This window comes from Polaribacter sp. Z014, assembly GCF_023555435.1.
In the GTDB taxonomy this organism is placed as follows: domain Bacteria; phylum Bacteroidota; class Bacteroidia; order Flavobacteriales; family Flavobacteriaceae; genus Polaribacter.
Window position 1 is genome coordinate 1 of the sequence record NZ_JALCZP010000023.1, and the last position, 25,269, is coordinate 25,269.

A 25,269-nucleotide genomic window follows, 5' to 3' on the forward strand; every position below is an offset into this window, starting at 1 on the left:
ACATTGAATAGTAAATCCTTCTTTATTTAAAAGTATTGCTTTTTCATTCCATGATTTGTATTCTGTTTTATCTGGGTAGGCAATAACTTTATACTCTTTTATAGGTTGTAGCATTTCTTTTTTAAAACCTGTTTTACTACCTGTAGCTAACCATAGGAAATTTGGTATTACTATACTCATTATTACGGCAGTTTTTTCAGATTCTACAATACAAATAGTATCATCTTTTGAAATATTATTTATTTGATGTAAACCAAATAAACATTGTTGTAATACAAAGTTGTCTAACTTCAATTGCTTGTGCATCCAACTAACATGATTATAAGGTTGTTTCACCCTTTTACCTGTGTTACAATTGTACAACATAATTTTACCACCTCTTATTTTTTTTTTAGTATCTATTTGCCAAAATATAGTTGCTCCTTGCCAATAGTTTGTAATACCAATGTTGTACGTTTTTATGGCTTGTATTACACTTTTTACGCTAAAAGTGCTTAATAAATAGGTAATAAAGCTACTTTGTTGCAATGTATCACAATATTTTACTGCAATATCTTTACTGTGATACGTTGGTTGTATTACAGTTGTGATAGAGTTATTGTTATTTGTAATACAAATGTTATTTGAAGGTTTTTTAAAATAACCACACTTACTTTCTCTATCACATCTGCCATCAATATCATTTAGATAATGTTTTGTTTCCTTGTCAATAAATTTCACAAAGGTCTTTTTATGGCAATTGGGGCAAACAAATTTTTTACTTGTTCTGTCTAAACTATACTTATAAGAATTATTCATATTATATATACACCTCGTACCATTCGTACCATTATTATGGGTACGAATGGTACGATTATGTTTTAATTGTTTTTGTTATGTGATTCTTTAGTAAATAACGCAATCCATCTTCTAGTGTAAAATCTGGTAACTTATTTTTCTTTTTTAGTTTTATAGGATCTGGGTTTACTTCACTTCTGATTATTTCGTATAGCTTTATATACTCTTCTTTTGAAAGAGCTTTTGCTATAGTATGTACATCAGAAGCATTCATTCTAGATATCTAGTTTTTTTCTTCTTTTTCTAACAGCTCCTTCGGATAAACTAAATATTTCACCTATATGAACATTTGACTTTCCTTCAGAAATTAAAGACTTCATCTGCTCGTCTCTTTCTTCTAAGTCTGAAGAACCAAAAGTTTTAAGATGATTTTTCTCTGATCCAAATTCTACAAACTGAAATTCTAAAAAGTTAGATTCCTTTTCTACACTACATACTATTACATTTTCAGAATGATATAAATGTTCTGTATTACGTTGTTTAATTTGTTTGATATATCTAAATGAAGCGTCCTGAGAACTTGTACCAATGGCAAACGAACTGTCACAAAAATTCATTAACATTTTACTACCTGCTAAATCATTTTTACTGATGGGTTTAGATTCATCTCTTTTAGGTGTATGTGCTAAAACTAGAATTGATAAATCCTCTTTCTGTGATAATTTTTTAAGAGTTTTCATTAAAACTAAAGCATCTTTTGCTTTCTCATTTTCACTACTTAAAAAAGTAAGATTATCAATTATTAAAACCGAGACATCATTATTTTTAATAATTATATCTAATGTAGCGCATAGGTAATCTTCAACACCTTTAAACTCTTTAGGTATATCAAGTTCGGTATTAATTTCAGCTCTTAAAAAATTAGAGCTAAATTGATAATGGTTTTGATATTCTTCTGAACAACGGTTTTCAAATTGTTTATCAGACAACTCAAAGTCTAAATACAGTACTTTTCTGGGGTCACTTTCTAATTTAAAGCCAGAAATAGCAGTTCCTCTACTGATACTATCTGCAATTTGAACGGCTAGAATAGATTTCCCTAAATTTGTATCTGCAAAAAGAATACAAACTTCTTTTTCATACCACAATTCACTAAAGAGCATATTGGGTATTGGTCTATTTTTAGCTTCTTCAACCCATGTGTTGGCTTTTTTAACAACCAAACAACTACTCAATGTACTATTGTTTTCGAGTAGTTTTTGATTGTTTGCTATATCATCCGTAATTCTATCTATTGTATTACTTATCATAATGAATAGATTTAATACGAATTATTGTTTTCTTTTTCGTCTATGAATATTGTAATTACATTTGGTTTATTATCTGAATTAGCTTTTTTTAATTCACATAGATAATCAGAAATTATTTCTCTAATAATTACTGAAATTTTCTCTCCTCTTTTGTTTGCTAGAATTTGAAGCTCTTCTTTGTATTCGTTGTAAATTCTAAAATTAACTGTTGTTTTCATACTTTAAATTTTTAAGTATTATTAATAAATCTATTAATAAATGCTTGCTAAAAAGTATGATGAATTTATACCATAAACACAACGTCTTCACTAGCAGCACTTAACTAAGCGCAAGTTAGGAAGACATTGATGTTATTAAAAGGGCACTGAAAGGGTCAGTTGAGGAAATACTGGGTATTTCTGGGTCAGAAAGACCGAAGTTGGGTCAATGGTAAAAAAAGGCTACTTATTTTGAAAATCATCCCATTCTTTTGATAGCTGTTTTAACCTTTTTTGATGTGAATTACTTGATGAATCACTAACTTTAATCCTATTAAATTTAGTATTAAAATAATGATTTATGATTTCCCTAAAAGTTGGTTCTTTAGGGATTTTTAATTTTTTTTCGTTTTTAAAAAAGAAATAAAGACTAGTAATATATTTAGGTTTTTTATTATATTCAATGTTAAGCTCTTGTTCTATAAAATCTAGCTGCTTTAAAGAATAGAATTGCTCATGATATTCTTCATAGATGTTTTGTGCTTTCGTTTTTGGAGTAAAAAAATTTTCTTGCTCAAAATTAAATTTTTTATTTAAGTCAATCAGAATGGATAGAATATTTTCAAAATTGAACATTTTAATTAAAAAAGGAAGAGATTCAAATGTTTCTCTACTAAAATAATCTAAACTTCCAAGGAGGTATGATAAAACTAAATTATTGGGCTCTTGCAATTGATATCTAAAAGATTCTCTAAGAGCATACAGTGTTTTAAATCTTTTTTCGGCTACTATCTCTCGTTTAGAGTTGTATTCCATACCTATTGGAAAGTCTCCTTTTACTAAATTAAAATATTTATTAAAGTAATCTAAGGCTACCTTTTTCTTTTCTAATTCGGGTAATCCAAATGTTTCATCATCAAAATCTCTTTGAAATAAGGCTTTCTCTCCTCCAATACCAGCTTTATAGTGTTCTAAAAGAAAATCATGAACTACTTCGGTAACTTCATCAATATATAAATAGCTCATATTTTTATCAGAAATTTCAAGTCTATTTTTTACTACACCTAACTCACTAGTATGTGTTGGTTTTGTATTTGTTTGTCTATAGCTTTTATATGCTAATTTTTTGTCAAATAAATAGGTGTCAATTTGATTAAAATTGAGAGAATCTAATTGTTTGGCATCTATTATTCCGAAGTATTTTTTATGTATCATTTTAATAAGTTTGAATAGTCATCTGGTAAAACCGCATCAATATCTCTTAGGTACATTTCTAATGCTTTCATATCTGCATGACCTGTAATTAATTGTAATTTACTTTTTACCTCTAATGGAGTAGCGGTTTTTGCCATTTCTTTATATAATTTAGTAATAAAAGTATGTCTAAAACTATATAAGCCATAATCTTTACCTAAACCAAAATGGTCTTTTACTTTTTTAAATTGCTTTGAAAAATAATTTCTTTTATTATTTTCTATAGTATCCCATTTACCTCCAATAACTTCAGGGGTAAAAAGAAAATCATCTTTATCTAATTTTGTTAAATCGGGTAGTTGCTTAATTAAAATATCAGGAATAATTTTAATCTTAACTGGTTTGTTTTTCGCTCTAACATATAATTTCTTATCAGTTAAATCAATATCTTTAATTTTTAGCCTACATACTTCTACTGGTCTCAAATAGTTATAGGATACAAATTGTACAAACAAATATAAAATTTCATTACTTTGTTTTAGGTATTTAAAAATATCTTCTTGTTGTGTATTGGTATATGTTTTGTTTCTTTCTGGTGTAGCTTTTAACACATTTATTTCACTAACAAAATTTCTCTGTATTATTTCATTATCCACCAATGTTTGAAAAAGAGAACTTAGGTCTAATCTTGTATTATTTCTATTTCTAGCACTACTAGAATGTAATACAGAGTTTAGATATTGTATTACAGTTTTCTTAGTAATACTATTAATGTCTTCTTTTGAATCAATTTTTTCATTCTTTAACCATTTTTCAAATCTATTTATTCTACTATTAAAATTAGAATAAGAATTTTTACTTTGTACTTGTAATTTAATTTTTAATACAAGTTTAAAAGCTTTTTCTATAGGATAAATAGTTTTTATTATCTCTGTTTTTTTAGAGGGCTGAATTTCCTTAACTACTGTTTTTGTGGTTTTAACTTCTTTATTTTTATTTAAAAGCTTTTTTTCAATAAATTCAGCTAAAGAACTGTTATCTTCATAAGGATTATAACCTTCTGATAAAACATACTCTAAACTTTCCTTAAGGATTGATAAAATATGATAACGACTTTTTCTGTCTCTATATCTGTTAGCACCTCCTTTAATATTTGGTTGTCTTTTTAATCTTCCTGTTGTTGGATTTCGATAGGAGTAATGTACGTACCAACTTTTAGAAAGTGCGTCTTTTTTCTCCTTAAAGGAGAGCTTAGACCATGAGTTAATATCTACACCACCTGTGTATATTTTGGGTTCAGAATAATTCAATTTCATAGTTGAATCGTGTACTTTTTCGTGTACTTTTTGCAAAAGTAAGTAATATGAAGACATAAAAAAACGAATTGTGAGACACAATTCGTTGATTTAATTAACATTAAGTTTGTAGCGAGAACGGGATTTGAACCCGTGACCTCAGGGTTATGAATTATAAATTAGAGATATCAAAGTAAACTAAATCAACTGTAAATCAACTAGTTAGTTGTATTTTAATTTTGTATGATATTGAATAATATCATATAATATCATCAAATGTTGTACCTATGTTGTACCTAAATTTTGTATCTTTAGCTTAATAAATTTATTAAGGTGTCTTCAATTAAAGCAGTTTTAAGGAAAAAAGCAAATTCTCAAAAATTATATCCTATTGCACTTAGGATTATAAAAGATAGAAAAGCTACTTTTATTTATATCGGTCAATATATAAAACAAATTGACTGGGATAATAAAAATTGTGCTGTTAAGAAGTCACATCCAGATTTTTTGTATATCAATCAACTTATTTTGAATAAAAAGTCTGAGGTCAATAAAAAGTTAATTGATGCTGAGATGGAAACGAACTATCAGTCGGTAACAGCTATAAAAAGTAAAGTTTTAAATAAAAAAAACGAAGACTTTTTTCTAGTATCAAACTATTATTTGAATCAATTAAAAAATCGAAAACAATTCCATCAGGTAGATATAGAAAAACAGCGCCTTCAAGTTTTTAAAAATTTCATTAAAAAAGATACATTTAACTTAGGTGATTTTGATTTACGTTTGATGAAGGAATTTGAGAATCATTTATCTACTAAAAGGAAGCTATCTAAAAGAACGATTGCAAATTATATGATTACAATCCGAACAATTCTGAATATAGCTATTTCTGATTTTTCGATTAAAAATGTAAGTTATCCATTTGGTAGAGGGAAGTATCAAATAAGGTTTCCGGAATCAGTTAAGATAGGTTTAACTATTGAAGAAATTAAAATTTTAGAAAATATAAAAGACCTCACTCAGGCGCAACAATATGCCTTAAATGCTTGGTTACTTAGTTTTTATTTTGCCGGAATTAGAGTTAGTGATGTTTTATTATTGAAGTGGACAGATTTTTTAGATAATAGGTTGCATTATAGAATGGGCAAAAATAAAAAACTTGTTTCTTTAAAAATTCCAAATAAAGTAATAGGTATTCTTAGTCAGTTAGAGAAAAATGAGGAAACAGTTTATCTTTTTAAAGAGTTGGAAGGTGTTGATTTAGATGATGACAGGTATTTAAAAACCAGAATAAAAACAGCTACAAGAAATTTTAATAGACGCTTAAAAATGGTAGCAGATAAAGCTGGTATTGATAAAAAACTAACAATGCATATTGCTCGTCATAGTTTTGGTAATATTTCAGGTGATAAAATTACAATTCAAATGCTTCAAAAGTTATACAGACACTCTTCAATTACAACTACTATTTTGTATCAGTCTAATTTTATGCAACAAGATATTGATGATGCTTTAGATAAAGTTGTGGAGTTTTAATGTTTGAAGATTGATCTATTTTGCTAGCGACTTGAATCATTTCTTGCTTTTTTAATTTGATATTAAAAAAGTTTTTTTTGTTTTTAAAAAATGCTGTATTATAAATAAAGTTTGCAATATGGGAAACCGTAAAGTTATTTTAGTAAGTCATTGTATCTTTCCTGATTGGCAATAATGCTGGGTAGTTAAAAAAAATATCATTGATAGCAAAAGATAATAAACATTATGAATTGTCGATCGGGTATGATTTGGTAACTGTAAAATTATTGATGCCAGAAGATAAAGAAGAGTTAGCGTTAAATCGTCTTTTTATCAATTTACAGAGAAGGTAATTGTTGGAGGAATTAGGATAGCAATAAATTTAAGGGTGATTCGACGGAATTAAATAATATGAAAATAACTAAACCTAATGCTGTTTACAATTAATGACTTAATCTAATCTAAAGTTAGTTACTTGTTTGCTTTTTATTTTCATTCTGAAAAAATACTAGATTACAAGCCGACTACTTTTCTTGAATATTTATAAAAAACGTTAGACTAAATAAAAAAAAACAAAAGAATGAAAAATAGTTTTATCTTATTTATTTTCTTAATCGCATTTACATCTTATAGTGCACAAAATGAAAATTACTTAAAAGAGAAATCGTTAATTCTAAAAAATAAATATGAAACCTTGAAAAAGTTTTCAGAAATTGCAAATATTATTGACAGTGATTCAGAATCATATTGGGCTTACAAATATGCTGATAGTACATTAACAACAATTGATAAATCAGGAAAAAATTACTACAAAGACTTAACTAAAATTTATTCCGCTTACAGTCATATCTTTTACGGAATGTCCTACACCAGAACAGTGATGTCAATATCAAGAGGAGGTGATTATTCTTTAGAAGAGTTAAATAAGACAATAATAAAACCATTCAACAAAACTGTTGATTTACCAAACCTTTCAGAAACTGAATTAAAATCGATATATAGTATTATAAATTTTTATAAAGTTAGCAGAATGCAACGTTATAACAACATGAATGATCTGTTTAAAAAAAATATTCTGAAAAATGAATCAATATTTAAAAACGCTTCAAAAGAACAAGCTTATAAAATAGCATCATTCAATAATAAAAAATTATTCTTTATGATATTTGCAGGATTGATTATAGATATTTACACATTAAATAATAAAGGTGTTGACGATACTATATACAATAATTATATGCAGAATATCCTTAAACTCGGAGAAAAAATGGATGAGATTCCTTCAGATAACACAAAAATCATGAATCTAAAGGAATCTGAATATTATTTATATTTATTAAAAAGTTCCGAGGTGCAAAAATCAATGCTAAAGTTGTTAATTAATGAAATTAATGTTTTGCAAAAAAGAAATTAATGAATTACAAACTTAAATGGTTCATGAAAACCGCTAGTTTCCTTAACAGATATTCCAAAATCAAATTGAAATAAAATGGTTAAACTTTTTCTAAAAGTATTTACGATTCTAGTACTTATTTTGTTTTTTGTTAGCTGGCATATTAAAATTATTTTTATATACATTTTATTTAGGGTATTACGTAAACGAGTACCATTCTACAGTGAGAATAAAAAGAGAATAAATCGTGGAGTATTAATTTTATTCTTTGTGTCATTTTGGTGCTTTTTTCCAAATAGAAGCTCTGATTCAGGTGATTATCTTCAAAGTGTATATTTTGATATCAAGACAGGAGATAAAATTAAACAACCAATTATACCATATTTATCTAGTTTTATAGGTGAAGGAGATGTAATGGCAGTAGTTTCTTTTGCTTCTTATTTTGTGCCTGAAAAATATTTTAAAGGGAGTGCTGTTGGTGACATAATAAATTATAATAAGAGTACATATTTTATTAACAATAATTTCCATAGTTTTTATAGAGAACTGGAGCCAAAAAAGACACCACCGCATAATGTCCCTTTCCAAATTATGCAAGATATGGGACATTATAAAGGAATAGGACACTATTATTTACATGTACCTAATATTGATAAATTACAAGATTGTGAAGTAATTGTGTTTTGTCATGGATATGCAGGAAACTGGTTGTTATACCCAGCTTTATTTGCAAAATATACAAATGCAATTGTTATAGCTGTAGAAACTCCAAGTTTTAGTGGGTATTTTACAAAAAAAACAATGAATGATATAATGAATAAAATATTACCTCATGCATACGACCAAGCTGGAATTAGCTATAAAAAGGCTCATTTAGTAGGGCTTTCTAATGGAGGTTCGGCTATAAATACTTCTATTGTTAATTTTCCAAATAAGTTTAAATCATTTACAATTCTATCCGCTAGCTTAAAAAATACTCCTAGAACAAATAAAAGGGTACATGTAATTTATGGTTCAAATGATAGGAGTGGAGGAATATACAAAAACATTCCAAAGTCAAAGTATGTAAGACACCGAATCGAGGGAGAAGATCATGGTTTATTAGTTGCTCACCCTGATATTATATTTGAGTTGATTAATAAAATAATAGAGTAATAAGTTAAAAACAAATAGCAATGGAGAATCTAAACATGAGATATATATTCTATTACTTCTCTTTTTTTGTTGATTTTTATTAAAATAGATTTAACATGTTTTTTAGAACTAACTCAAAAGGAATATAAAGAACAACGAATTTTTAGAACACATAGTAGTAAATAAAACAAATAATGGAAGATAAATTTAATTTACAAAGATTCATTGACGCACAATCAAATTCCTATGAAAGAGCTTTAACAGAAATAAAAAACGGTAGAAAAACTAGTCATTGGATGTGGTATGTTTTTCCTCAATATCGTGATCTTGGTAGGAGTAGTATCTCTATAAAATATGCTATTAATAGCAAAGAAGAAGCAACTAGTTATTTGAAAGATCCCATACTTAGTTTTCGTATTTTAGAGATTACAAAGGCACTTCTTTTAATTGAAAACAAATCTGCTTATGATATTTTAGGTAAGCCAGATGACTTAAAGTTAAAATCATCAATGACCTTGTTTGCCGCTATTCAATCTGAAAACGATTTCTTTAATTTAGTTTTAGAAAAATATTTTGAAGGAAATAGGTGTAGGCGCACATTAAGTAATATAAAGAAAAAATAAAACGACTGTATTTGTAGTTGTAGAGAATCGTCTATTGTTTTTTTATTCTATTAAAGTTATTAGTGGTATCTATTTTTTTAATAAAAGTCGGTGGAAATAAATTTTTAAAGTTTTATACAATGATTACGGAAACCCGTAATCATTGTTGCTTATATATAAGTACATTTGATTCTTAAAAAAATGCTTTTTATATAGGTTTTTGTGATTTTATTTGTTGATAAATCAATATATTTGGCTTAAAAAAAATGCATGGCAATAAACTACAAAACTCGAAATAATCCGGAAAAGACTGACGATAAGCAAGAGGTCGGTTTTAAAATCATCTTTTTTGCATTAAACTTTCTCCTAGTCCCATTCAGTGCTATAGCAACCTATAAAGGTTACAGAGGTTTTCTTGACGAATATTTAGCAATTGTTTTAGCTACTGCAACGGGTTTATTGTTCTTTGGCTTGAATTATATTATAATGGAAAGGCGAAAAAAAGGGGAAAGCCACTTAAAACAATCATTAGGTTTTTTACTACCATTATTAATTAGTTTTTTCGGAAACTTCACTTATTTTTATGGAAATCAAATGGAGGGCAGTCTTTTAAATAAGGATTTAACCGAATACAAAACGACGTTTAAAAAAACTTATGAAAGTGCTGTTTCCGGATTAAATAACTCTACGGGTATAATTGATCTTGAAACAAGGCTTAAAGGAGAATTGAAGCTTTTAAAGTTTCAAATGGAAACACCTCCAAGGGGATATGGTAAAGAAGCTAAAAAAAAATGGGAAGATATCTCTCAACTGTTTAGTGAATATAATTCCAAATTTAATGCTTCATCACAATCAAGTATGACTAAAATTCATATTAAGAAATACATCAATTTTGAAAAAGCAGCAATGAGTTATTTTAATTCGTTAAAAGATTCGAAAGAAAGTGAAGTTAATACTAAGTTAAATGAGCTTACTTCTTTATATGAGCCTGTGAATATAGTTGCGGACTCCCTTTTGAAATCAGCTAATGAAGCACAGTTAAAAATGGGAGGTGTTGATATTGTTAAGAAAATTAAAAGCGTTAATGATGATATTGGTCAAAAAGCCAAAGGATTTTTACCAACTTTCACTTATGAGGAGGTATCTGATTATGAGGCTGTAAATGCTAAAAATATAAAATCTGTATTGGATAGTGCATTCGTTAGGAGGGATAATAACTCTGCTACGGTTTTTTCAATAATTATAAGTTTAATAATTGATTTAGCAACATTAGGGTTTGTTTTTTTAGCACTTTCTTACAACAAAGAAAGAAAATACACATCAACAGGTCCAAGAAGTTTATAAAAAATAATTATGGCTAAGAAAATTAAAATACCAATAAACCGAAAATCAATTCATGAAATTGATGTGGAGAAACCGAAAGAAATTATTATAGATACTCCAGAAACTTCAAACCCTTTTGATTTTAGTGATAACGATTCGGTAGATCCCTTCGAAGATACCGAACATTCTCAAAATACATTTCCTACAGATGATAATCCTTTTGGGGATAATGAATTAGATGAAGATGATGACTATGTGTTTGAAGAGCAACCTACCTTAGTAACATCTGAGCCAGCTACAACAGTATCCATGGATCTAGAGATAGATCCTAATATGCCATATTTCTTTGTATTTGGTAATTCAACTGCGGGTAAATCGGCAATGCTATCTGGGCTTTTATATTATATTCAAACCTCTAGAATAGGGCAATTAAGGTCGCTTAGTTTAAATGAACATAATCATCATCGAAAAGGAGACTATATTTTAAGCGAAATGACTAAAAAGGTTAGGAAAGGTGAGTTTATTGCTGGAACTCAAACTTTAGATCCTACCGAATTTGTGTTTCCAACGGAAATTAATTTAGAGTTTCAACCTAGTGGAAAGCCCAGTATGCCTTTTTGTTTGTTGGAAATGGCAGGAGAAGATCTTAGTGAAATTGAATTAAGAGATGAAGGTCGTTCTGGAGGTGATTTTGATGAGCGTATTAATGCATATATGAAACATCCTGAATGTAACATGATTTTTATTTGTGTTGTAGATGTGGATACGCCAGAGAATAGTGAAGACTTAATAAATCAATTTTTAAAGCATGTCCATAAATTAGGGCATACTCATAACCCTGTTTTAATTACTGTTAATAAATGGGATAAAATTGAAGATGAATATGAAAACGTAAAGGATTACTTAGAGGCAAAATTACCTATTCTTACTAATAATTTATTTGATGATAATAGAGAGATGGCCTATATGAAGTTTTCTATTGGAGATGTAATATCAAATTCTGAAAGAGGTGATACTTATAAGTTTATACCTGAAGACTCAGAAAAACTTTTAAAATGGATGTATTCTACAGCAACGGGTATATCGTTAGATCAAGAGGTTAAAAAATCTACAGTTAGTAATATTATTCAATCACTAAAAAAACTATTTTCAAATGAGTAATATAGGATATGCGGTTTTTGGAAGTCCTAAAGGTATTTCGGTGTTATCCAATGGCTTGTTTAAAGAATTAAATTTAGATAAATCTTTATATTTAAATAGCTCACATGTTGTTCTAGAAAAAGGAGAACAAGTGTTAATGATTAGACGTATTCCATCTAGCTCTCAAAATTTAGATAAAAAAGATGCGTTGCTAATTGTACTTTATGAAAATGCACTTCAATATGGTGAAAATAGATCTGGAGGCTTTGTTGGTAGTGCAATATGTTTTAAGAACAAAATGCAAAATTCCGAGAAAATGGTTTCTGGACTTCTGTATTTATTTTCTAAAATGAAAGAAAATGTAGATGCTGATAATCGTTTTAAAGCTATTGACTCATCTAACTGGAATGTTAAATTACCAGACACCAATAAGGAGTTTGGTATGTTTGAAGAGAGTAAATTAAATTATTCTTCTATTTCTACAACTAGTAAGAACCTAGTGGTAAAGTTACATAGTCTAGAAAAGGATGCTGTTTCTCTACTGACTAATTTTTCTTTAAATAACTCTTATCATTCAGTAGATTTTATTTATGCCAGTATTTCTACTAAGGTTTTAAATAAATTAAAAGCTAATGGTTTTTTACAGATAGATTTTAGCTCTTTATTTAATTACGACAAACACTTAGGTTTTTATAAAGACAGACTAATTAATGCTGAGGAAAAGTTTGGCTCAATTAAAAAAGAAGCAGTTACTCTTAAACGTAAAATTGATGTTGAGACTAATGAAGTAAAACGCTTAGATAGTCAGATAATCTCAAGGAAGACTGAACTTGAAAGGTTAGATAAAGAAATTAATAGAGGTAATGAAGATTTAACTCAAGTTAAAAATAATACTAGAAATGCTTCTAGAGAGCTCAATGAAGCTAAACGTTTAGTGAATAATACTTCTAACAGTAGGAATACATTAAGTGAGAATCAAAACTCTAATAAAGTTAATGAGCTAAATGACATAATTAGTAATGCGGCTAATGTATTAAAACCAAATTCTCTAAAAAGTAATGAAAGTATAGTAAAGAGTTATTTTGAGAAACTACCAGGAAATATAAGGAAGAACACTATTCGTAACATTTCAGTATTTTCCGTATTATTAATATTCTTATCAACTTTTGTAGTCTTATTTATACTTGAAAAAGGAGATTCAAAAGATTTAAGTAAGCAAAATAAAAAACTTAATCAAATAATTTCAAAGACAAATAAAGATATTAAAGAGGAAAAAGAAAAGCTAGAGGAAGAAGAAATAAGGCAATTAAAAAAGATAGATAAAAGTAGTTCTACTTCTGATCCTATTGAGTTTAAAAAACTTGCAAAAAAAATATTAGAAAAACATTTAAAAGGTAAGACGAGTTCTTTAGAAGAAAAATATATAAATAAACATATATGGGAATTTTGGGAGTTTGATTATACTAATAAGGATTTAGTTGGAAAGTTGAAGCCAAGTTCTAAAAATACATTTTTTGTTACGCTTAAAAATGAAATTAAACCACTTAATCCGTCTTTAAAATGGCAGGGAGAAGGGAACTTAGATAATGTTTTAAAACTATATATTGAAGATAGAGATGATAATGATATATATCAAAAAATGGATCCAAAAATTTTCGAAACATTAAAAGGTTCAGAAGTGTTAGAACATTTTAAATGGATGATAGAAAAAGAGAATGGGGAATTAGATAAATTAAAAAAAGGTTCGAAAATAAAACTACCATTTTTCAAAAAATAAAAACAGCATATGAACAATATTGGCTATGCAATATTTAAAAAAACGTCAAACCTTGTTGTAGATTCAAACGGTATGTTTGAAGAATTGCAGTTAGCTAATAATGTTAATTCAATTATTGATAATTTAAACCAATTAAAAGGAGTAGAGGAAAAAGTACTCTGTTTTAAAAGAATAAGTAGTAAGTTAGGGACTGTAGGTTTAAAAGATGCGTATTTAGTAGTTTTACTAGAACGTGTGAATAAAAATAATGAAAGCTTTCTTTTAGGTAGCGCAATCTGTTTTAAAGAATTTCAGATTAATGAGAATAAAATAATTGATGGTGTTAAGTATTTACTAAGTCAGTTGCAACGTAATTTTGAGAGTAACTTTGATGTTGAAGATGAAAATTTGGGAGTAATTTTACCCAGTACTAATAAGGATTTTAAGATATTCAAAAATCAAAAGCTATCTCCTAATAATTTAAAGCCTTCTATAATAGCATTTGATGAGGTTTCAATTTCTAATAAGGGAGTAAATACATGCCTAAATCAATTTTGTAATAACACTTCATTCGGTAAAATAGAATGTTTATTGCTAACTCCTTCCACAGTTTTACTTAAAGAGTTTGGTTACGAAAAGTATCAAAGGATAAACATCCAAACCATATTAAACCCAAGGACATCAATTCAAAAGAAGGAAGTTTTAAGTTCTAGTACTGCTGAAAATCTTAATTTTAAGAATGAATTAATTAAGGTTACTTCGGAAAAAAACAAAATACAGAAAGATAGAAACCTATTTAGAATTTTGACATTTTGTTTTTTTATTGGAGCACTCGTTTTTGCTTTGTTGTTTATTACTAAAAATGGAGGAGAAACGAAAAAGGTAGTTAATAGTTCATTGTTTCCAATTAACGATGTTGTTTATATCAGTCATAGTAATTATAATGTGAATGTTAGAAGTACTCCTGTTTATGATTCTAATATTAATAATTTAAAAACGACATTATCTGATGGTGATAAAGTAGTGTTATTAGGTTTTGATAAAAAAACGCTTTGGGCAAAAATTAGCTACAATAGTGGAAGTGAGACGGGCTATGTTTCAAATCGTCTTATTTCAAAAAACATTGATACCGATAGAGTTAGGGTGATAAATAAAAAAGCGTATATAAATGGTGCTTCATATTCATATATACCATTATACTCTTCCCCAAAAGAAATAGGGAAGTCAACCCCTAATGTTTTGATATATTTAAAAAGCAATGATGAAATTTTTATTAAAAATAAAGATTTAAAACTAAATACTTATAGTGTTAAGGTTGAGGGGAACAATGAAATTTATCACGGCTATTTGGAGAGCCAGAATATTAAATATTACTAAATAGAAAATTCTATAAAATATGATCGAATTAATTCAAAATACAGGAATTCAATTTATAGAAATTCCATTAAATATAGATGAAGACGATAATTTAAGTAGTGAAAAAAGTTTTGCTGAGGAAATTATATATGATGAAGAGGGTAAAGAAGAGTCGGGCTCTATACTTTTTCCCTATAAATGGAACGACCAATACATAGATTTCGACTCCATTAATGCAGAAGCCATTGATAAAAATGGAAATGTAATTCCTGATGAAATTCGAGAAGATTTTATAAAAATTATTGCAAAGAAAAATATTTATAAAATAAGAGGTAGAGAAGCTTTTGACATTTATACAGGTCATTGGATTCCGATTCCATATTTTAGAACAAGAAACGATAAATCTAAACCATTTCATGCAGGACCGCAAGACTGGTGTAGAATGTGGTTTGGTGAAGTAGATTTAGAAACAAAAAAAAAAGAAAACTGTACACATAAAATTGTACTTGCATTCGATACAGAAACGTCTAGCAATGAACAAAAAAAATATTTAAAACCAAATGAATCAGATGCGACTCCTTCTGGTAACATTAGATTTAAATGTGTAATAAAAGAGCGTTTTTTTACTTCTTTTTATAGTAGGGAAGATATTGATACTTGGTTAACGAATATTTATGACTTAAAAGCTTCCAATACTAAAAACTATTTTAGGCACTATGCAAACTACTTTGTACTACTTGATATATTAGATAAGGTAGGTGGTTTTCCAGAAATAGCACTGTTGACAGGAGAAAGAACTATAGATACTAGTCTAATATTAGACATAGGTAACTCTAGAACTTGTGGATTGCTTGTAGAAACAACTTCTCCCAAGGCAAATTCTACATTTGACTTAACATCATCCAAGAAAGTTCAAATACGAGATTTATCGATACCATATAAAACTTATGCAGAACCGTTTGAAATGCAAGTGGCTTTTGCTGAAGAAAAATTCGGAAATGAAGCGAGTGCTTTTTTTAACGATGTTTTTCAATGGCCAAGTCTTCTAAGGGTTGGTAAAGAGGCTGTAAGGTTAACTTCTATTTTTGAGAGTGAAGACTCTCAAGCAACAATGAGTAGTCCTAAGCGCTATTTATGGGATTACAGTGAGTCTAATTTACCATGGATTAAAGTAGATAAGGATGGTTATATTGGGTATAGCCAGACTCAAAATTTAAAAAAAGCGGCATTATTCGGAATCGCTGAATATCTAAATATTGATGGTTCTTTAAATGAAAGTGGGTTTCCAACAACAGAAAGCAACTATTCTAGAGCATCCTTAATGACTTTTGCTTTAGTAGAGATAATATATCAAGCCATTTCCCAAATTAATAATCATAATTTCAGAAAGGATATGGGGAACTCTTCTTTTCGAAGAATTCTAAAAGATATTGTTATTACTTGTCCAACAGCAATGACGTTGAAAGAGCAAACTTATTTAAATAAATCATTAGAGACAGCTGTTTTACTTGTAAAGAAACAGTATCCAAATATTATTCATGAACAATTAAAAATTCATCCAAGTGAAAACGAGGAGTCTTTTGAAGAGGAGCAAAAATATTGGAAATATGATGAAGCAACATGTTCTCAAATCACTTACTTATATAGTGAGTTGGTTGATAAATTTAAAGGTAAACACGAATTATTTTTTAGATATAAGGGGAAAAAACGAAAAAACACGTTACACCCAGATAAGGAATCTGTAACCATTGCAAGTGTAGATATTGGGGGAGGAACTACTGATTTGATGATTTGTAATTATCAAACAGATGCAGATTCTGAAATACCAATTATTAAGCCAATTCCTGTTTTTTGGGAAGGCTTTAATGTTGCTGGAGACGATATTGTTAAACGAATTATAGAATTTGTTGTGCTTCCAAGTATAGAAAAGAGTTTAAAAGAAGATGGAGGTATTAATGTAGATGAAACACTCAATTATCTTTTTGGTCAAAACTTAGGTAATCAGGCTGCTACTCATAGAATTTACAGAAAACAATTTGCAAATCAAATTGCTACTTATTGTGCTTACGAAGCGATAAATCACGTTATGAATAATGCGATAAATCGGAAGAAGAAAATAAGTGATATTTTTAAATCATATCCAAAACCAAAAAATAATTTAATTCCCTACATAGAAGAAGTAATTCAAAAAAAGTGTGCACTTCCTACTTTTAACTTTTTAGATGTTTTAATAGATTTTGACACTAGCTTGATTAATTATGCCATTGCAGATATTATTAAGCCTGTAATAGAACAATTGACGGCCTTAATGGGGGTTTTTGATTGTGATGTTTTATTGTTGTCAGGAAAGTCAAGTAACCTAGGAATTATTAGAGAATTATTTGAAAAAACACTTGTATTAAGCCCAGATAAAATTATAAATTTCGGAAATTATAAATTTGGAGATTGGTATCCTTTTGCAAATTTCGGTGAAGTAAAAGATCCTAAAACAACAGTGAGTGTAGGGGCTTTAATAGCTTTTCTTAGTTCTATAAATAGATTAGATAAGTTTAGAATAGATTTAAGTAGGTTATCTGAAATTCAATCTACAGCAGAATATTTAGGGGTAATGAGTGATGATTTTTCACGAATTAAAGATTCTAAAATCATATTTGAAAAAAATAAATTTGAAGGTGCATTTAAATTTTTTGGAGCACCGATTTCAATAGGAATGCGTCAGTTACCTTCGGAAGATTGGATTGCAACTTCCTTATATGTTTTTGGTTTTAAAGATGATCTTCATAAAGAACTATTAACGAAAGAAGATTTTGAGTATCCTTTTACTATTACCATTAGCAGAGATGAAGAGAATAAGGAAGAGTTATTAATAGATGATATTGCTATCGTAGATAAAAATGGTTATGAGGTTGATGGAGAAAGCTATTTTACACTGCTCTTTAAAACGTTACCTAGTGGTCTAGAATACTGGAAAGACAATGGATCATTCTTACTTAAAAATTACACTGATGAATAAATTAAGAATTAATCCAAGAGGGAATAATAATACACAACAAAATGAAAATTTGAAGAGTGGCAATGATACTTCAAAGGTATCATTGGAAAATGTTAGCGAGACAATCGATTTTTTTTTAAATAAAAATGAAAAGGAGTTTACTAAGGATGATATTCAGACGTTTCAGAATCTAAATCAACAAAATACTGATAAGTATTTAGAGATTTCAAGAAGAGTTATAAATAAGTTATTTGCGATTTCAAAAGTACTTGTAGACAAAAATAATGAAGTTATAAAAAATGTAAAACAAGAAGATTCTTTTGAAATTGTTTCTCGCTTACCTAAAAGCTTTGTAGAATTAAATTCATTAATTGCAGAAATTGTAGAAGATAATTATGAAGAAGGATTATTGTTTTTAACTACATTAATAAATGAATTAGTTATTGTAGACGTAGAACTACAGAAAGAACAAATAAGCATTGAAAACCTATATAATTTACTTAGTGAAATGCTTAGGAAATTACAAGCTTATAGTATTACACAGCAAAAATATATTTATAGATCGATTGCTAATTCAATCAACCTAAAAACTCCAAACTATAGTTTTATTTCTCCTGAAGATGGGAATTTTGTAGATCCAAAATTTCACAAAAACGTTTCAGGTAACGGTCAAAGAATCTTAAGAGGCTTGACTTATATTCTTTTAAGTACAGAAAATGACGAAGTTTTAAAATTTGGAAACGTAAAAACCATCTAATTATGCAAAGTATTAATAACAGATTTAAGGACATAAATTCGAAAACTGAAAAAGTAGTTTCAGCCCTTCAGGATGGGATTAAATGGATAGATGAAAATGGAGATATCGCTACAAGAGAAACTAAAATAAAGTTATTACAAGAAACTAAAAGAAATTTAAATAGGGTAATTCAAGCTACTAATAAAAGACCTTCAGTGGCAGTTTTTGGGCAAAGTCAGGTTGGTAAGTCGTTCTTGGTTAGGAGTTTAGCTAAATCTCCGAAAACTTCAAAATTAGAGGTTTTAAACTCCATCACTCAAGAACGAATTGATTTTTTACAAAAAATAAATCCTCCAGGAGGAAGAGAGTCAACCGGAGTTATTACTCGTTTTTCAACAAGTAAACCAAACAATGTAAAAAAGGAATATCCATATAAAGTAGAATTATTAAGTCAACTTGATGTGGCTTCAATCATTATCAATGGATATTTAGAAGATATTCAAGATTATATTGATGAATTAGATAAAGAGGAAATTTTAGAGAAAGTAGCCTCTTTTAAAGCAGAAAATAATAATGTAAATGTTTCAGATTTACATGAAGATGAAATTTATGATTTTAATGATTACCTTACTAATAATTATAAAGATAATTACCGTATAAAATACTGTGAAAGTATTGATTTTTTTAATGATTTAATTCTACTACTTCCTAAAATAGCCCATAATAGAAGGTGGGAGTTGTTACATTTTTTTTGGGGAAAAAATGAATTTCTTACTAGTGTTTTCAATAAATTAAGTGACACTTTAAATGTGGTTGGTTTTTCTAATATTGCTTACGTAAATGATAAAGCAATTATTAACGGTGAAAAAAATCCGCTATTTGGCAACACAACAAATATTTTAGATGTAGAACGTGTAAAAGAAATGTTTCATACAGCTACTTTAGAAGAACTTTCCGTATGTAATGAAAAAGGAGAATTAAATAATGTTGGAGTAAGTGAATTTAGCGCCCTTATTAAAGAATTGCATTTTGAAATTCCAAATGACTTTCTTGAAAAAGAGGAGAAAAAGTTTCTATTATATACAGATATATTAGATTTTCCAGGAAGTAAAAGCAGAGATAGGATACCTGAAGTAGTATTCAACTCTAACAAGGAAAATGCAAAACTTTCGATGTTTGTAAGAGGTAAAGTTTCTTATTTATTCTATTTATATAATAGAGATATTGGAATTTCAACCTTATTATATTGTATGGACAATGAGCCACCGTTAGTTTCTGAATCTCCTGGATTGTTAGATAAATGGATAAAAAGATATATTGGTAATAACCCTGAATCAAGAAAAGAACACCAAGAAAAAGTATTAAGACTGCTTAAATCTGAAAATATTGAATGTGAGGTAAATAATATTTCACCGCTATTAATTGCGATGACCAAATTTAATGTAGAACTCAATGGAAAAGGCGGTGCAGAAGTATTAAATGATCCAGATTCCCATAACTCAAAATGGTACGCTCGTTTTAAAGAAAACTTCAGTAATTATATGAGTAAACCTGTTCAGGATAAATGGACAGAAAATTGGTCTCATAAAAATGAACCTTTCAAATTTATATTTCCAATACGAGACCCAGGTTTTTCAGGTGCTTTCTTTCAGGGATACGAGCCTGTAAATCAAAAAGAAGAAATGCTTAGACCTGAAAAAGTAGGGATTATAAATGATATGGAAACATCATTTATGAATTCAAAAATAGCAACTGATTTTATTTTTGATAAAAAGACATTGTGGAAAGAGTTACTTACACCAAACAAAACAGGTATAGATTATTTATGTAAATATTTGGAGCCGTCTTCTCACCCCATAAATATGTTAGCTCAATTACATAATATTTATGAAGATGCTGTTCAGAAAACTCTAAACATATTAGAAAGTGAGTATTCGTCCGGTAATATGGATGAAGATTTGCGACAAGCTAAAATAAAAGGAGCAATGGCATTTACTTCGATTTTAAGTCTTAATAATAATTTTGATAGCCCATTAAGTAATTATTTAAAACAAATAGCAACTACAGAAAATGAAATTTGGCGATTACTATATGAGTTTAAATTTAATATTCAAAAGGAAGAGGTAGAGGAAAAAATTGATTATAATAAAGTTAAAGCATTTCTAAATCCCCTAGGTATTGATTTAGATAGTAATACCCCTAAAACCGTTGTTAAGCAGGAATTGTTAGACTTTTTTGAAGTTGGAGAGGAAGATTTAAACGAAATATTAAAAAGTCAAATAGGAGTAACAATTGATGATCTATTATCAACAAAATTAAAAGCAAAAAATACAAGTGAAATGTTTTCTGACGTAGTATTGAATCATTGGTCTAATAAACTAACTTCAATACGTTTTAAAAATGATGCAAAACCTAAAAAAGGGAATAATGAAGTTTTTAATACAATCTTTTCAGAAATTTTAAAAAGCAATTCTAAAAAAAATATAAAAAGGGAAATTATTTTAATAATTGATGAAGAGTTGAAAGATGGTCTTACTAAAGAAAAGTTTAATTTAATATCAAGTTGTATTACAAGTATATTAAATCGCTACGTGTTTTCGGCAACATGGTTGTTTAGTAATCAGGAGGATAAACCTATTCAGAGACAAAATAATTTACCTATCTTTTCTAATGAATCGACTTTATATGATGGTAATGTCATAACAAAGCAAGTATTGAATGGAGCTTCTAAAAAATATATTTCAGAATTTTCTCTTGGAGTTAAAGAGTTATTTAAAGAAAATGTAAAAAAAGAATATGGTATAGATAGTGATTTCAATACTGCACTAAATGCTGAATTGGGGGGAGTTATTAATAAAATTCAATCACTTTAAAGTTTTTATATAATGCAAAAAGAAGAATTTGAATTTCAGAAATTTGGAAAAAGTAGTTCAATTTTACCATTCATAATAGCAGCTTTGGTAATTTTGACTGCGGTGTTCTTATTAAGAAATTGCAATTCTCCTAATGAGTTTTGGAATGGTACAAATCCCAATTATGCTCATAGAAAACCTGTGTTTCCAGAAAAACCAAATTTATTAATTCCTATTGACACCTTAAAAATAATAGTAAGACCCGACGATCCCTTAAAGAGACCAATAATATCAAATTTATTAAATGTATATGTACAGGATACAACGGATTTAAAAGTCTTTTCTCAAAATGTAATTAGTAATTACATTAAAGATTCTTTAAAAGTAACCTATTATGCCGATGCATATAAACGTGTACAGTTTGAGGTTCCTCCAAGTAGAAGAATAGGCCTAAAGGCACAAATTAAACAAGATTTTTCATTAGTTAAATTTGTGTGTTATGAATCCATTTTAACCTCTAGTCAAACTAAAACAGATCCTGGGTTTAATAACCCAAATTATGATTGGTTTTACAGTCAAATTGGACTTTTTAAGGCATGGAATCAAACAATGGGAGACCCTAGCATCAAAATTGCTGTTATAGATGATTCCTTTGATCCAAATCATAAAGAACTTATAAATCAAATAGAAAAACCTTGGAATGTATTTGAATATTCAAATAAAATAAGTTCCTACAATAATAAAATGATTCACGGTACTCATGTTGCAGGTACAGTTGTTGGAGAAATTAATAATGGTATTGGAATTTCAGGAGTTGCGCCTAGGTGTAAATTAATACCAATTCAAATTGCAGATCATAAAGGGATGATGACAACCTCTTCTATATTAGATGGTATTTTTTATGCATTAAAAAATGATGCGGATATCATTAATATGTCATTAGGAATGAATTTATCTTATGCTTTTGGAAATTTAACAGAAGAGCAACAGGAAGCGTATGCAAAGACAATTTATATAGATGAAGCCGAAATGTGGAATGAAGTTTATGAAATTGCAGAAAAGGAAGGTGCTATTATTGTACAAGCTGCAGGAAACTCTTCTGTAGTTTCAGATTTAGATCCTATGAAGAGGTCAAAAGTCTCCATAATTGTAGGTGCAACCGATAGAAATGAAAAAAAAGCACAATTCTCTAATTATGGAGAAGGAGTTGATATTTATGCACCAGGTGTTGATATTTATAGTAGTATACCTAATCAGCAATTTAAACTTATGGACGGTACTTCTATGGCATCACCAATTATATCTGGATGTGTGGCTTTAATTAAGTCGATTGATAGAGATATTTCCTTAGAAGAGATTAAGAAGCTAATGAAGGAAACTGGTAAAAAGGTAAATGGTACTAACAATAAGTTAATTCAAATTAATCAACTTTTATTAAAAATGAAAGCATTATGAATATAGTTAATGAATCCAACTTAGGGAAAATAAAATCGGTATTTAATGATAATGCTTCGAATTCACATTATTATAAGATTATTCATAAAAAAATTCAAGGAGTCCTGCAAAATTTGGAGTTTGCTAAGCCAATCATACAAATTAATAAAGGTACAATTGTATGGCAAGCAGACACTGATGGACCGTATCTTAATTACACTTCGTTAGATCAAGAAGGTAAACAGTATATTGATGAGTTAATTCAAGGTGCACTTAATAAATTGGCTACAACCCTAGAAGGTATTTCAGATAAGGGGTTCTTAGAAAATATAATAGAAATACCAGATGAAAATGCTATTTTTTATACAAAAGATTTAAATAATAATATTAGTATTATTCTTACGGAATGGGGGTATACAAAAGATGAACATATAAAAAGAGAAGGTGTTTTAAAAAAGATATTCTCTGCAACTATGAAATCATTTATTATCAAATTTAAATCCAATAAGAATGAATTCTTAGAGGGTATAAATGCTGTGATTTTATCAGAAAATTTAAACTTTCAAGGAACTTCGAATAAGGAGGGGGTAATTAAGATAAATAACTTAAAAAAAGGAAATACAATAGCAATCAGTAGCCCTGAAAAAAGTTTTCAAGAGGTGAAATTAAAATTAAATACAATAGAAGAATATGTTATAGTTGTCCAAAGAAACTATACTTTAACCTTTAACATTATTAACTCGAATGGTATAGCTGTAGCAAACGAAAATTTTTCATTTAAATCTGAGTTATTCAAAAATAGAAAATTCAAAACTGATTCAAATGGGGTGTATGAATTTGAACATCCTGAAAAAGATGGAGATTTTCAAATATTCTCAAATAAGGGAGATGAATTATTGTATTCAAATTTACCTAGTGAAAACAAAACTTACACAATTACATACGATTTACCCATTATGGAAGAACCAATCAATATAGAAAAACCATTATTGGAAAGAAATATTGAATTAGAGTTTTTAAATAGGAAACGTAAGCCTATTGTTAATCAGCCAATTGATATTTATGGCTTAAATGGAAAAACAAGTTATACAACCGATACAAATGGTATTGTCTCTATTACTTCTCTAAATAAAGATATTGAGTATGGAGTTTTTATGAATTATAAGAAGACCAGTTGGAAACAAGAGTTTAAACATACAGATAAAAGAAAGTATACTTTTATAGTTAAGCAGAAACGAATTTTATGGTGGTGGTTGCCATTCGTCTTTTTTTTTTTACTCTTACTACTTATACCAACTGAAGTTGTTCACGATTATACAGTAATAGATAAAAAAACTAAACAGGCTATTGATTTAGCTGAGGTTTCAAGTTCTGAGTTAAGTGTTTATCAAGTGCAGAGTAATAATCATAAAACAGATAGTCTTGGAAAATCGTCTATAAAGTATGGTAAATACCCTTTGTACAAGCAAATTTTTAATAATCAATCTACAGATATATTTATACAAAAACCAGGATATGAAAGTTTAAATGCTAAGGTCTCTTTAAGTTATTTTAATACACAGGAGAGTATTATATATCTCAATAAATTATCTCTACCTGTGTTTGTAGAGCCAATAATACCTTGTGGGGGAGGTGAAAATTATAACAATACAGGAAATCAAATAAAACGTTTTGATTTAGGAGAATCTAATGCTGATTTTTTGTTTGAATACTATAATGATACTGCCTTAGATATTATAACAGTGTATTGCGATGATGGTACTGCATTATTTAAAGTTGATACTGTAACAAACACTTCATCTTTTCAGGATTCAAAAATAATTAATGCGCCATGTAGATATATTTATGTAGAAGTGGTTGGACAAACTAATTGGGGGATTAGAGTAAATTGTCCAAGATAATTTTTTTAATTATTATTGACTTTAAAGAACTAAAGGTGTTATTAACACTTTTGAAGCTCTGCGCATTTTGATATTGTTAGATTTAAAAGATAAATTTGTTTCATAGTTAAAAATAAATTTAAATGACTTATTCCTATATTGATAATTTTTTTCTTGTACTCCAAATAATAAGAAAAACATGGTACTCCCACAAGAAGAGTTAGCATAAATTGTTTTCTTGTCTCTAAGTCTATGCAGCTAAGTGCGACAAACAAAAAGAGGTGCATCTAATTAATTTATAATTGCAGCTTGGACTATTCAATATTTAGGAAGATGTAAAGAAAAATAGGGAATTCTTGAAATCGCTAAAAATCTTAGAATTT

The 25,269-nt window shown here is 28.2% G+C and carries 20 protein-coding genes; 14 read left to right on the forward strand and 6 right to left on the reverse strand.

All coding sequences use genetic code 11. From position 1 onward, the window contains the following. The 6 genes from MPF19_RS16520 to MPF19_RS16545 form a co-directional block, all read right to left on the reverse strand. A partial coding sequence (locus MPF19_RS16520) for a DUF6371 domain-containing protein (RefSeq protein WP_284041562.1) occupies positions 1-798 on the reverse strand: 798 nt, incomplete at its 3' end. Positions 799-853: 55 nt separating this feature from the next. Continuing rightward, a complete protein-coding gene (locus MPF19_RS16525) occupies positions 854-1,051 on the reverse strand; it encodes a hypothetical protein (RefSeq protein WP_203394326.1) in 198 nt (65 codons plus the stop codon). Position 1,052: 1 nt separating this feature from the next. Next, the gene (locus MPF19_RS16530) at positions 1,053-2,087 is read right to left on the reverse strand and encodes an AAA family ATPase (protein WP_249989309.1); all 1,035 of its coding nucleotides are present in this window, start codon (positions 2,085-2,087) and stop codon (positions 1,053-1,055) included. A gap of 11 nt (positions 2,088-2,098) precedes the next feature. Further along, a complete protein-coding gene (locus tag MPF19_RS16535) occupies positions 2,099-2,305 on the reverse strand; it encodes a hypothetical protein (RefSeq protein ID WP_249989310.1) in 207 nt (68 codons plus the stop codon). Between the two features lie 222 nt (positions 2,306-2,527). After that, complete coding sequence (locus MPF19_RS16540) at positions 2,528-3,499, reverse strand: hypothetical protein (protein ID WP_203394328.1); 972 nt, start codon at positions 3,497-3,499, stop codon at positions 2,528-2,530. Continuing rightward, entirely contained in the window at positions 3,496-4,830 is a 1,335-nt protein-coding gene (locus MPF19_RS16545; protein WP_349666071.1) for a tyrosine-type recombinase/integrase, read from the reverse strand. Before MPF19_RS16545 ends, MPF19_RS16540 begins: the two co-directional genes overlap by 4 nt. A 276-nt stretch (positions 4,831-5,106) precedes the next feature. Here MPF19_RS16545 and MPF19_RS16550 point away from each other — a divergent pair, with 276 nt between their 5' ends. The 14 genes from MPF19_RS16550 to MPF19_RS16610 all read left to right on the forward strand — a co-directional run bounded on the left by MPF19_RS16550 (position 5,107) and on the right by MPF19_RS16610 (position 24,907). Beyond that, positions 5,107-6,309 carry a phage integrase SAM-like domain-containing protein gene (locus tag MPF19_RS16550; protein ID WP_249989312.1) on the forward strand — a complete coding sequence of 401 codons (1,203 nt, stop codon included), beginning with the start codon at positions 5,107-5,109 and terminating at the stop codon, positions 6,307-6,309. 200 nt (positions 6,310-6,509) lie between these two features. Beyond that, entirely contained in the window at positions 6,510-6,641 is a 132-nt protein-coding gene (locus MPF19_RS19365; protein WP_284041563.1) for a hypothetical protein, read from the forward strand. A gap of 227 nt (positions 6,642-6,868) precedes the next feature. Further along, a complete protein-coding gene (locus MPF19_RS16555) occupies positions 6,869-7,702 on the forward strand; it encodes a hypothetical protein (protein WP_249989313.1) in 834 nt (277 codons plus the stop codon). A 249-nt stretch (positions 7,703-7,951) separates the two neighbouring features. Beyond that, positions 7,952-8,836: an alpha/beta fold hydrolase gene (locus MPF19_RS16560; protein WP_249989314.1), complete on the forward strand. Its 885-nt coding sequence runs from the start codon at positions 7,952-7,954 to the stop codon at positions 8,834-8,836. 173 nt (positions 8,837-9,009) lie between these two features. Then, positions 9,010-9,438 carry a DUF1810 domain-containing protein gene (locus tag MPF19_RS16565; protein ID WP_249989315.1) on the forward strand — a complete coding sequence of 143 codons (429 nt, stop codon included), beginning with the start codon at positions 9,010-9,012 and terminating at the stop codon, positions 9,436-9,438. 249 nt (positions 9,439-9,687) lie between these two features. Continuing rightward, positions 9,688-10,761 (forward strand): hypothetical protein, encoded by a 1,074-nt coding sequence (locus MPF19_RS16570; RefSeq protein WP_249989316.1) that lies wholly within the window; start codon positions 9,688-9,690, stop codon positions 10,759-10,761. 9 nt (positions 10,762-10,770) lie between these two features. Then, positions 10,771-11,901: a hypothetical protein gene (locus MPF19_RS16575; RefSeq protein WP_249989317.1), complete on the forward strand. Its 1,131-nt coding sequence runs from the start codon at positions 10,771-10,773 to the stop codon at positions 11,899-11,901. Continuing rightward, a complete protein-coding gene (locus MPF19_RS16580; protein ID WP_249989318.1) occupies positions 11,894-13,657 on the forward strand; it encodes a hypothetical protein in 1,764 nt (587 codons plus the stop codon). The genes MPF19_RS16575 and MPF19_RS16580 overlap by 8 nt, the downstream gene beginning before the upstream one ends. A gap of 9 nt (positions 13,658-13,666) precedes the next feature. Beyond that, positions 13,667-15,013: an SH3 domain-containing protein gene (locus MPF19_RS16585; RefSeq protein WP_249989319.1), complete on the forward strand. Its 1,347-nt coding sequence runs from the start codon at positions 13,667-13,669 to the stop codon at positions 15,011-15,013. Positions 15,014-15,032: 19 nt separating this feature from the next. Continuing rightward, a complete protein-coding gene (locus MPF19_RS16590; RefSeq protein ID WP_249989320.1) occupies positions 15,033-18,005 on the forward strand; it encodes a virulence factor SrfB in 2,973 nt (990 codons plus the stop codon). Then, complete coding sequence (locus tag MPF19_RS16595) at positions 17,998-18,741, forward strand: hypothetical protein (protein ID WP_249989321.1); 744 nt, start codon at positions 17,998-18,000, stop codon at positions 18,739-18,741. The genes MPF19_RS16590 and MPF19_RS16595 overlap by 8 nt, the downstream gene beginning before the upstream one ends. A gap of 2 nt (positions 18,742-18,743) precedes the next feature. Next, positions 18,744-21,593, forward strand: coding sequence for a virulence factor SrfC family protein (locus MPF19_RS16600; RefSeq protein WP_249989322.1), 2,850 nt, complete (start codon positions 18,744-18,746; stop codon positions 21,591-21,593). Between the two features lie 12 nt (positions 21,594-21,605). Continuing rightward, the gene (locus tag MPF19_RS16605; RefSeq protein ID WP_249989323.1) at positions 21,606-23,027 is read left to right on the forward strand and encodes a S8 family peptidase; all 1,422 of its coding nucleotides are present in this window, start codon (positions 21,606-21,608) and stop codon (positions 23,025-23,027) included. After that, on the forward strand, positions 23,024-24,907 hold the full coding sequence (locus MPF19_RS16610; protein ID WP_249989324.1) for a hypothetical protein: 1,884 nt from the start codon (positions 23,024-23,026) through the stop codon (positions 24,905-24,907). The genes MPF19_RS16605 and MPF19_RS16610 overlap by 4 nt, the downstream gene beginning before the upstream one ends. Positions 24,908-25,269 lie beyond the last annotated feature (362 nt).

Bases quoted from the DNA above. Each gene is read 5' to 3' on its own strand.
- MPF19_RS16530 (WP_249989309.1), bottom strand. From the start codon at position 2,087: ATGATAAGTAATACAATAGATAGAATTACGGATGATATAGCAAACAAT.
- MPF19_RS16610 (WP_249989324.1), top strand. From the start codon at position 23,024: ATGAATATAGTTAATGAATCCAACTTAGGGAAAATAAAATCGGTATTT.
- MPF19_RS16605 (WP_249989323.1), top strand. From the start codon at position 21,606: ATGCAAAAAGAAGAATTTGAATTTCAGAAATTTGGAAAAAGTAGTTCA.
- MPF19_RS16565 (WP_249989315.1), top strand. From the start codon at position 9,010: ATGGAAGATAAATTTAATTTACAAAGATTCATTGACGCACAATCAAAT.
- MPF19_RS16535 (WP_249989310.1), bottom strand. From the start codon at position 2,305: ATGAAAACAACAGTTAATTTTAGAATTTACAACGAATACAAAGAAGAG.
- MPF19_RS16525 (WP_203394326.1), bottom strand. From the start codon at position 1,051: ATGAATGCTTCTGATGTACATACTATAGCAAAAGCTCTTTCAAAAGAA.
- MPF19_RS16595 (WP_249989321.1), top strand. From the start codon at position 17,998: ATGAATAAATTAAGAATTAATCCAAGAGGGAATAATAATACACAACAA.
- MPF19_RS16555 (WP_249989313.1), top strand. From the start codon at position 6,869: ATGAAAAATAGTTTTATCTTATTTATTTTCTTAATCGCATTTACATCT.
- MPF19_RS16585 (WP_249989319.1), top strand. From the start codon at position 13,667: ATGAACAATATTGGCTATGCAATATTTAAAAAAACGTCAAACCTTGTT.
- MPF19_RS16570 (WP_249989316.1), top strand. From the start codon at position 9,688: ATGGCAATAAACTACAAAACTCGAAATAATCCGGAAAAGACTGACGAT.
- MPF19_RS16580 (WP_249989318.1), top strand. From the start codon at position 11,894: ATGAGTAATATAGGATATGCGGTTTTTGGAAGTCCTAAAGGTATTTCG.
- MPF19_RS16540 (WP_203394328.1), bottom strand. From the start codon at position 3,499: ATGATACATAAAAAATACTTCGGAATAATAGATGCCAAACAATTAGAT.
- MPF19_RS16590 (WP_249989320.1), top strand. From the start codon at position 15,033: ATGATCGAATTAATTCAAAATACAGGAATTCAATTTATAGAAATTCCA.
- MPF19_RS16600 (WP_249989322.1), top strand. From the start codon at position 18,744: ATGCAAAGTATTAATAACAGATTTAAGGACATAAATTCGAAAACTGAA.
- MPF19_RS16575 (WP_249989317.1), top strand. From the start codon at position 10,771: ATGGCTAAGAAAATTAAAATACCAATAAACCGAAAATCAATTCATGAA.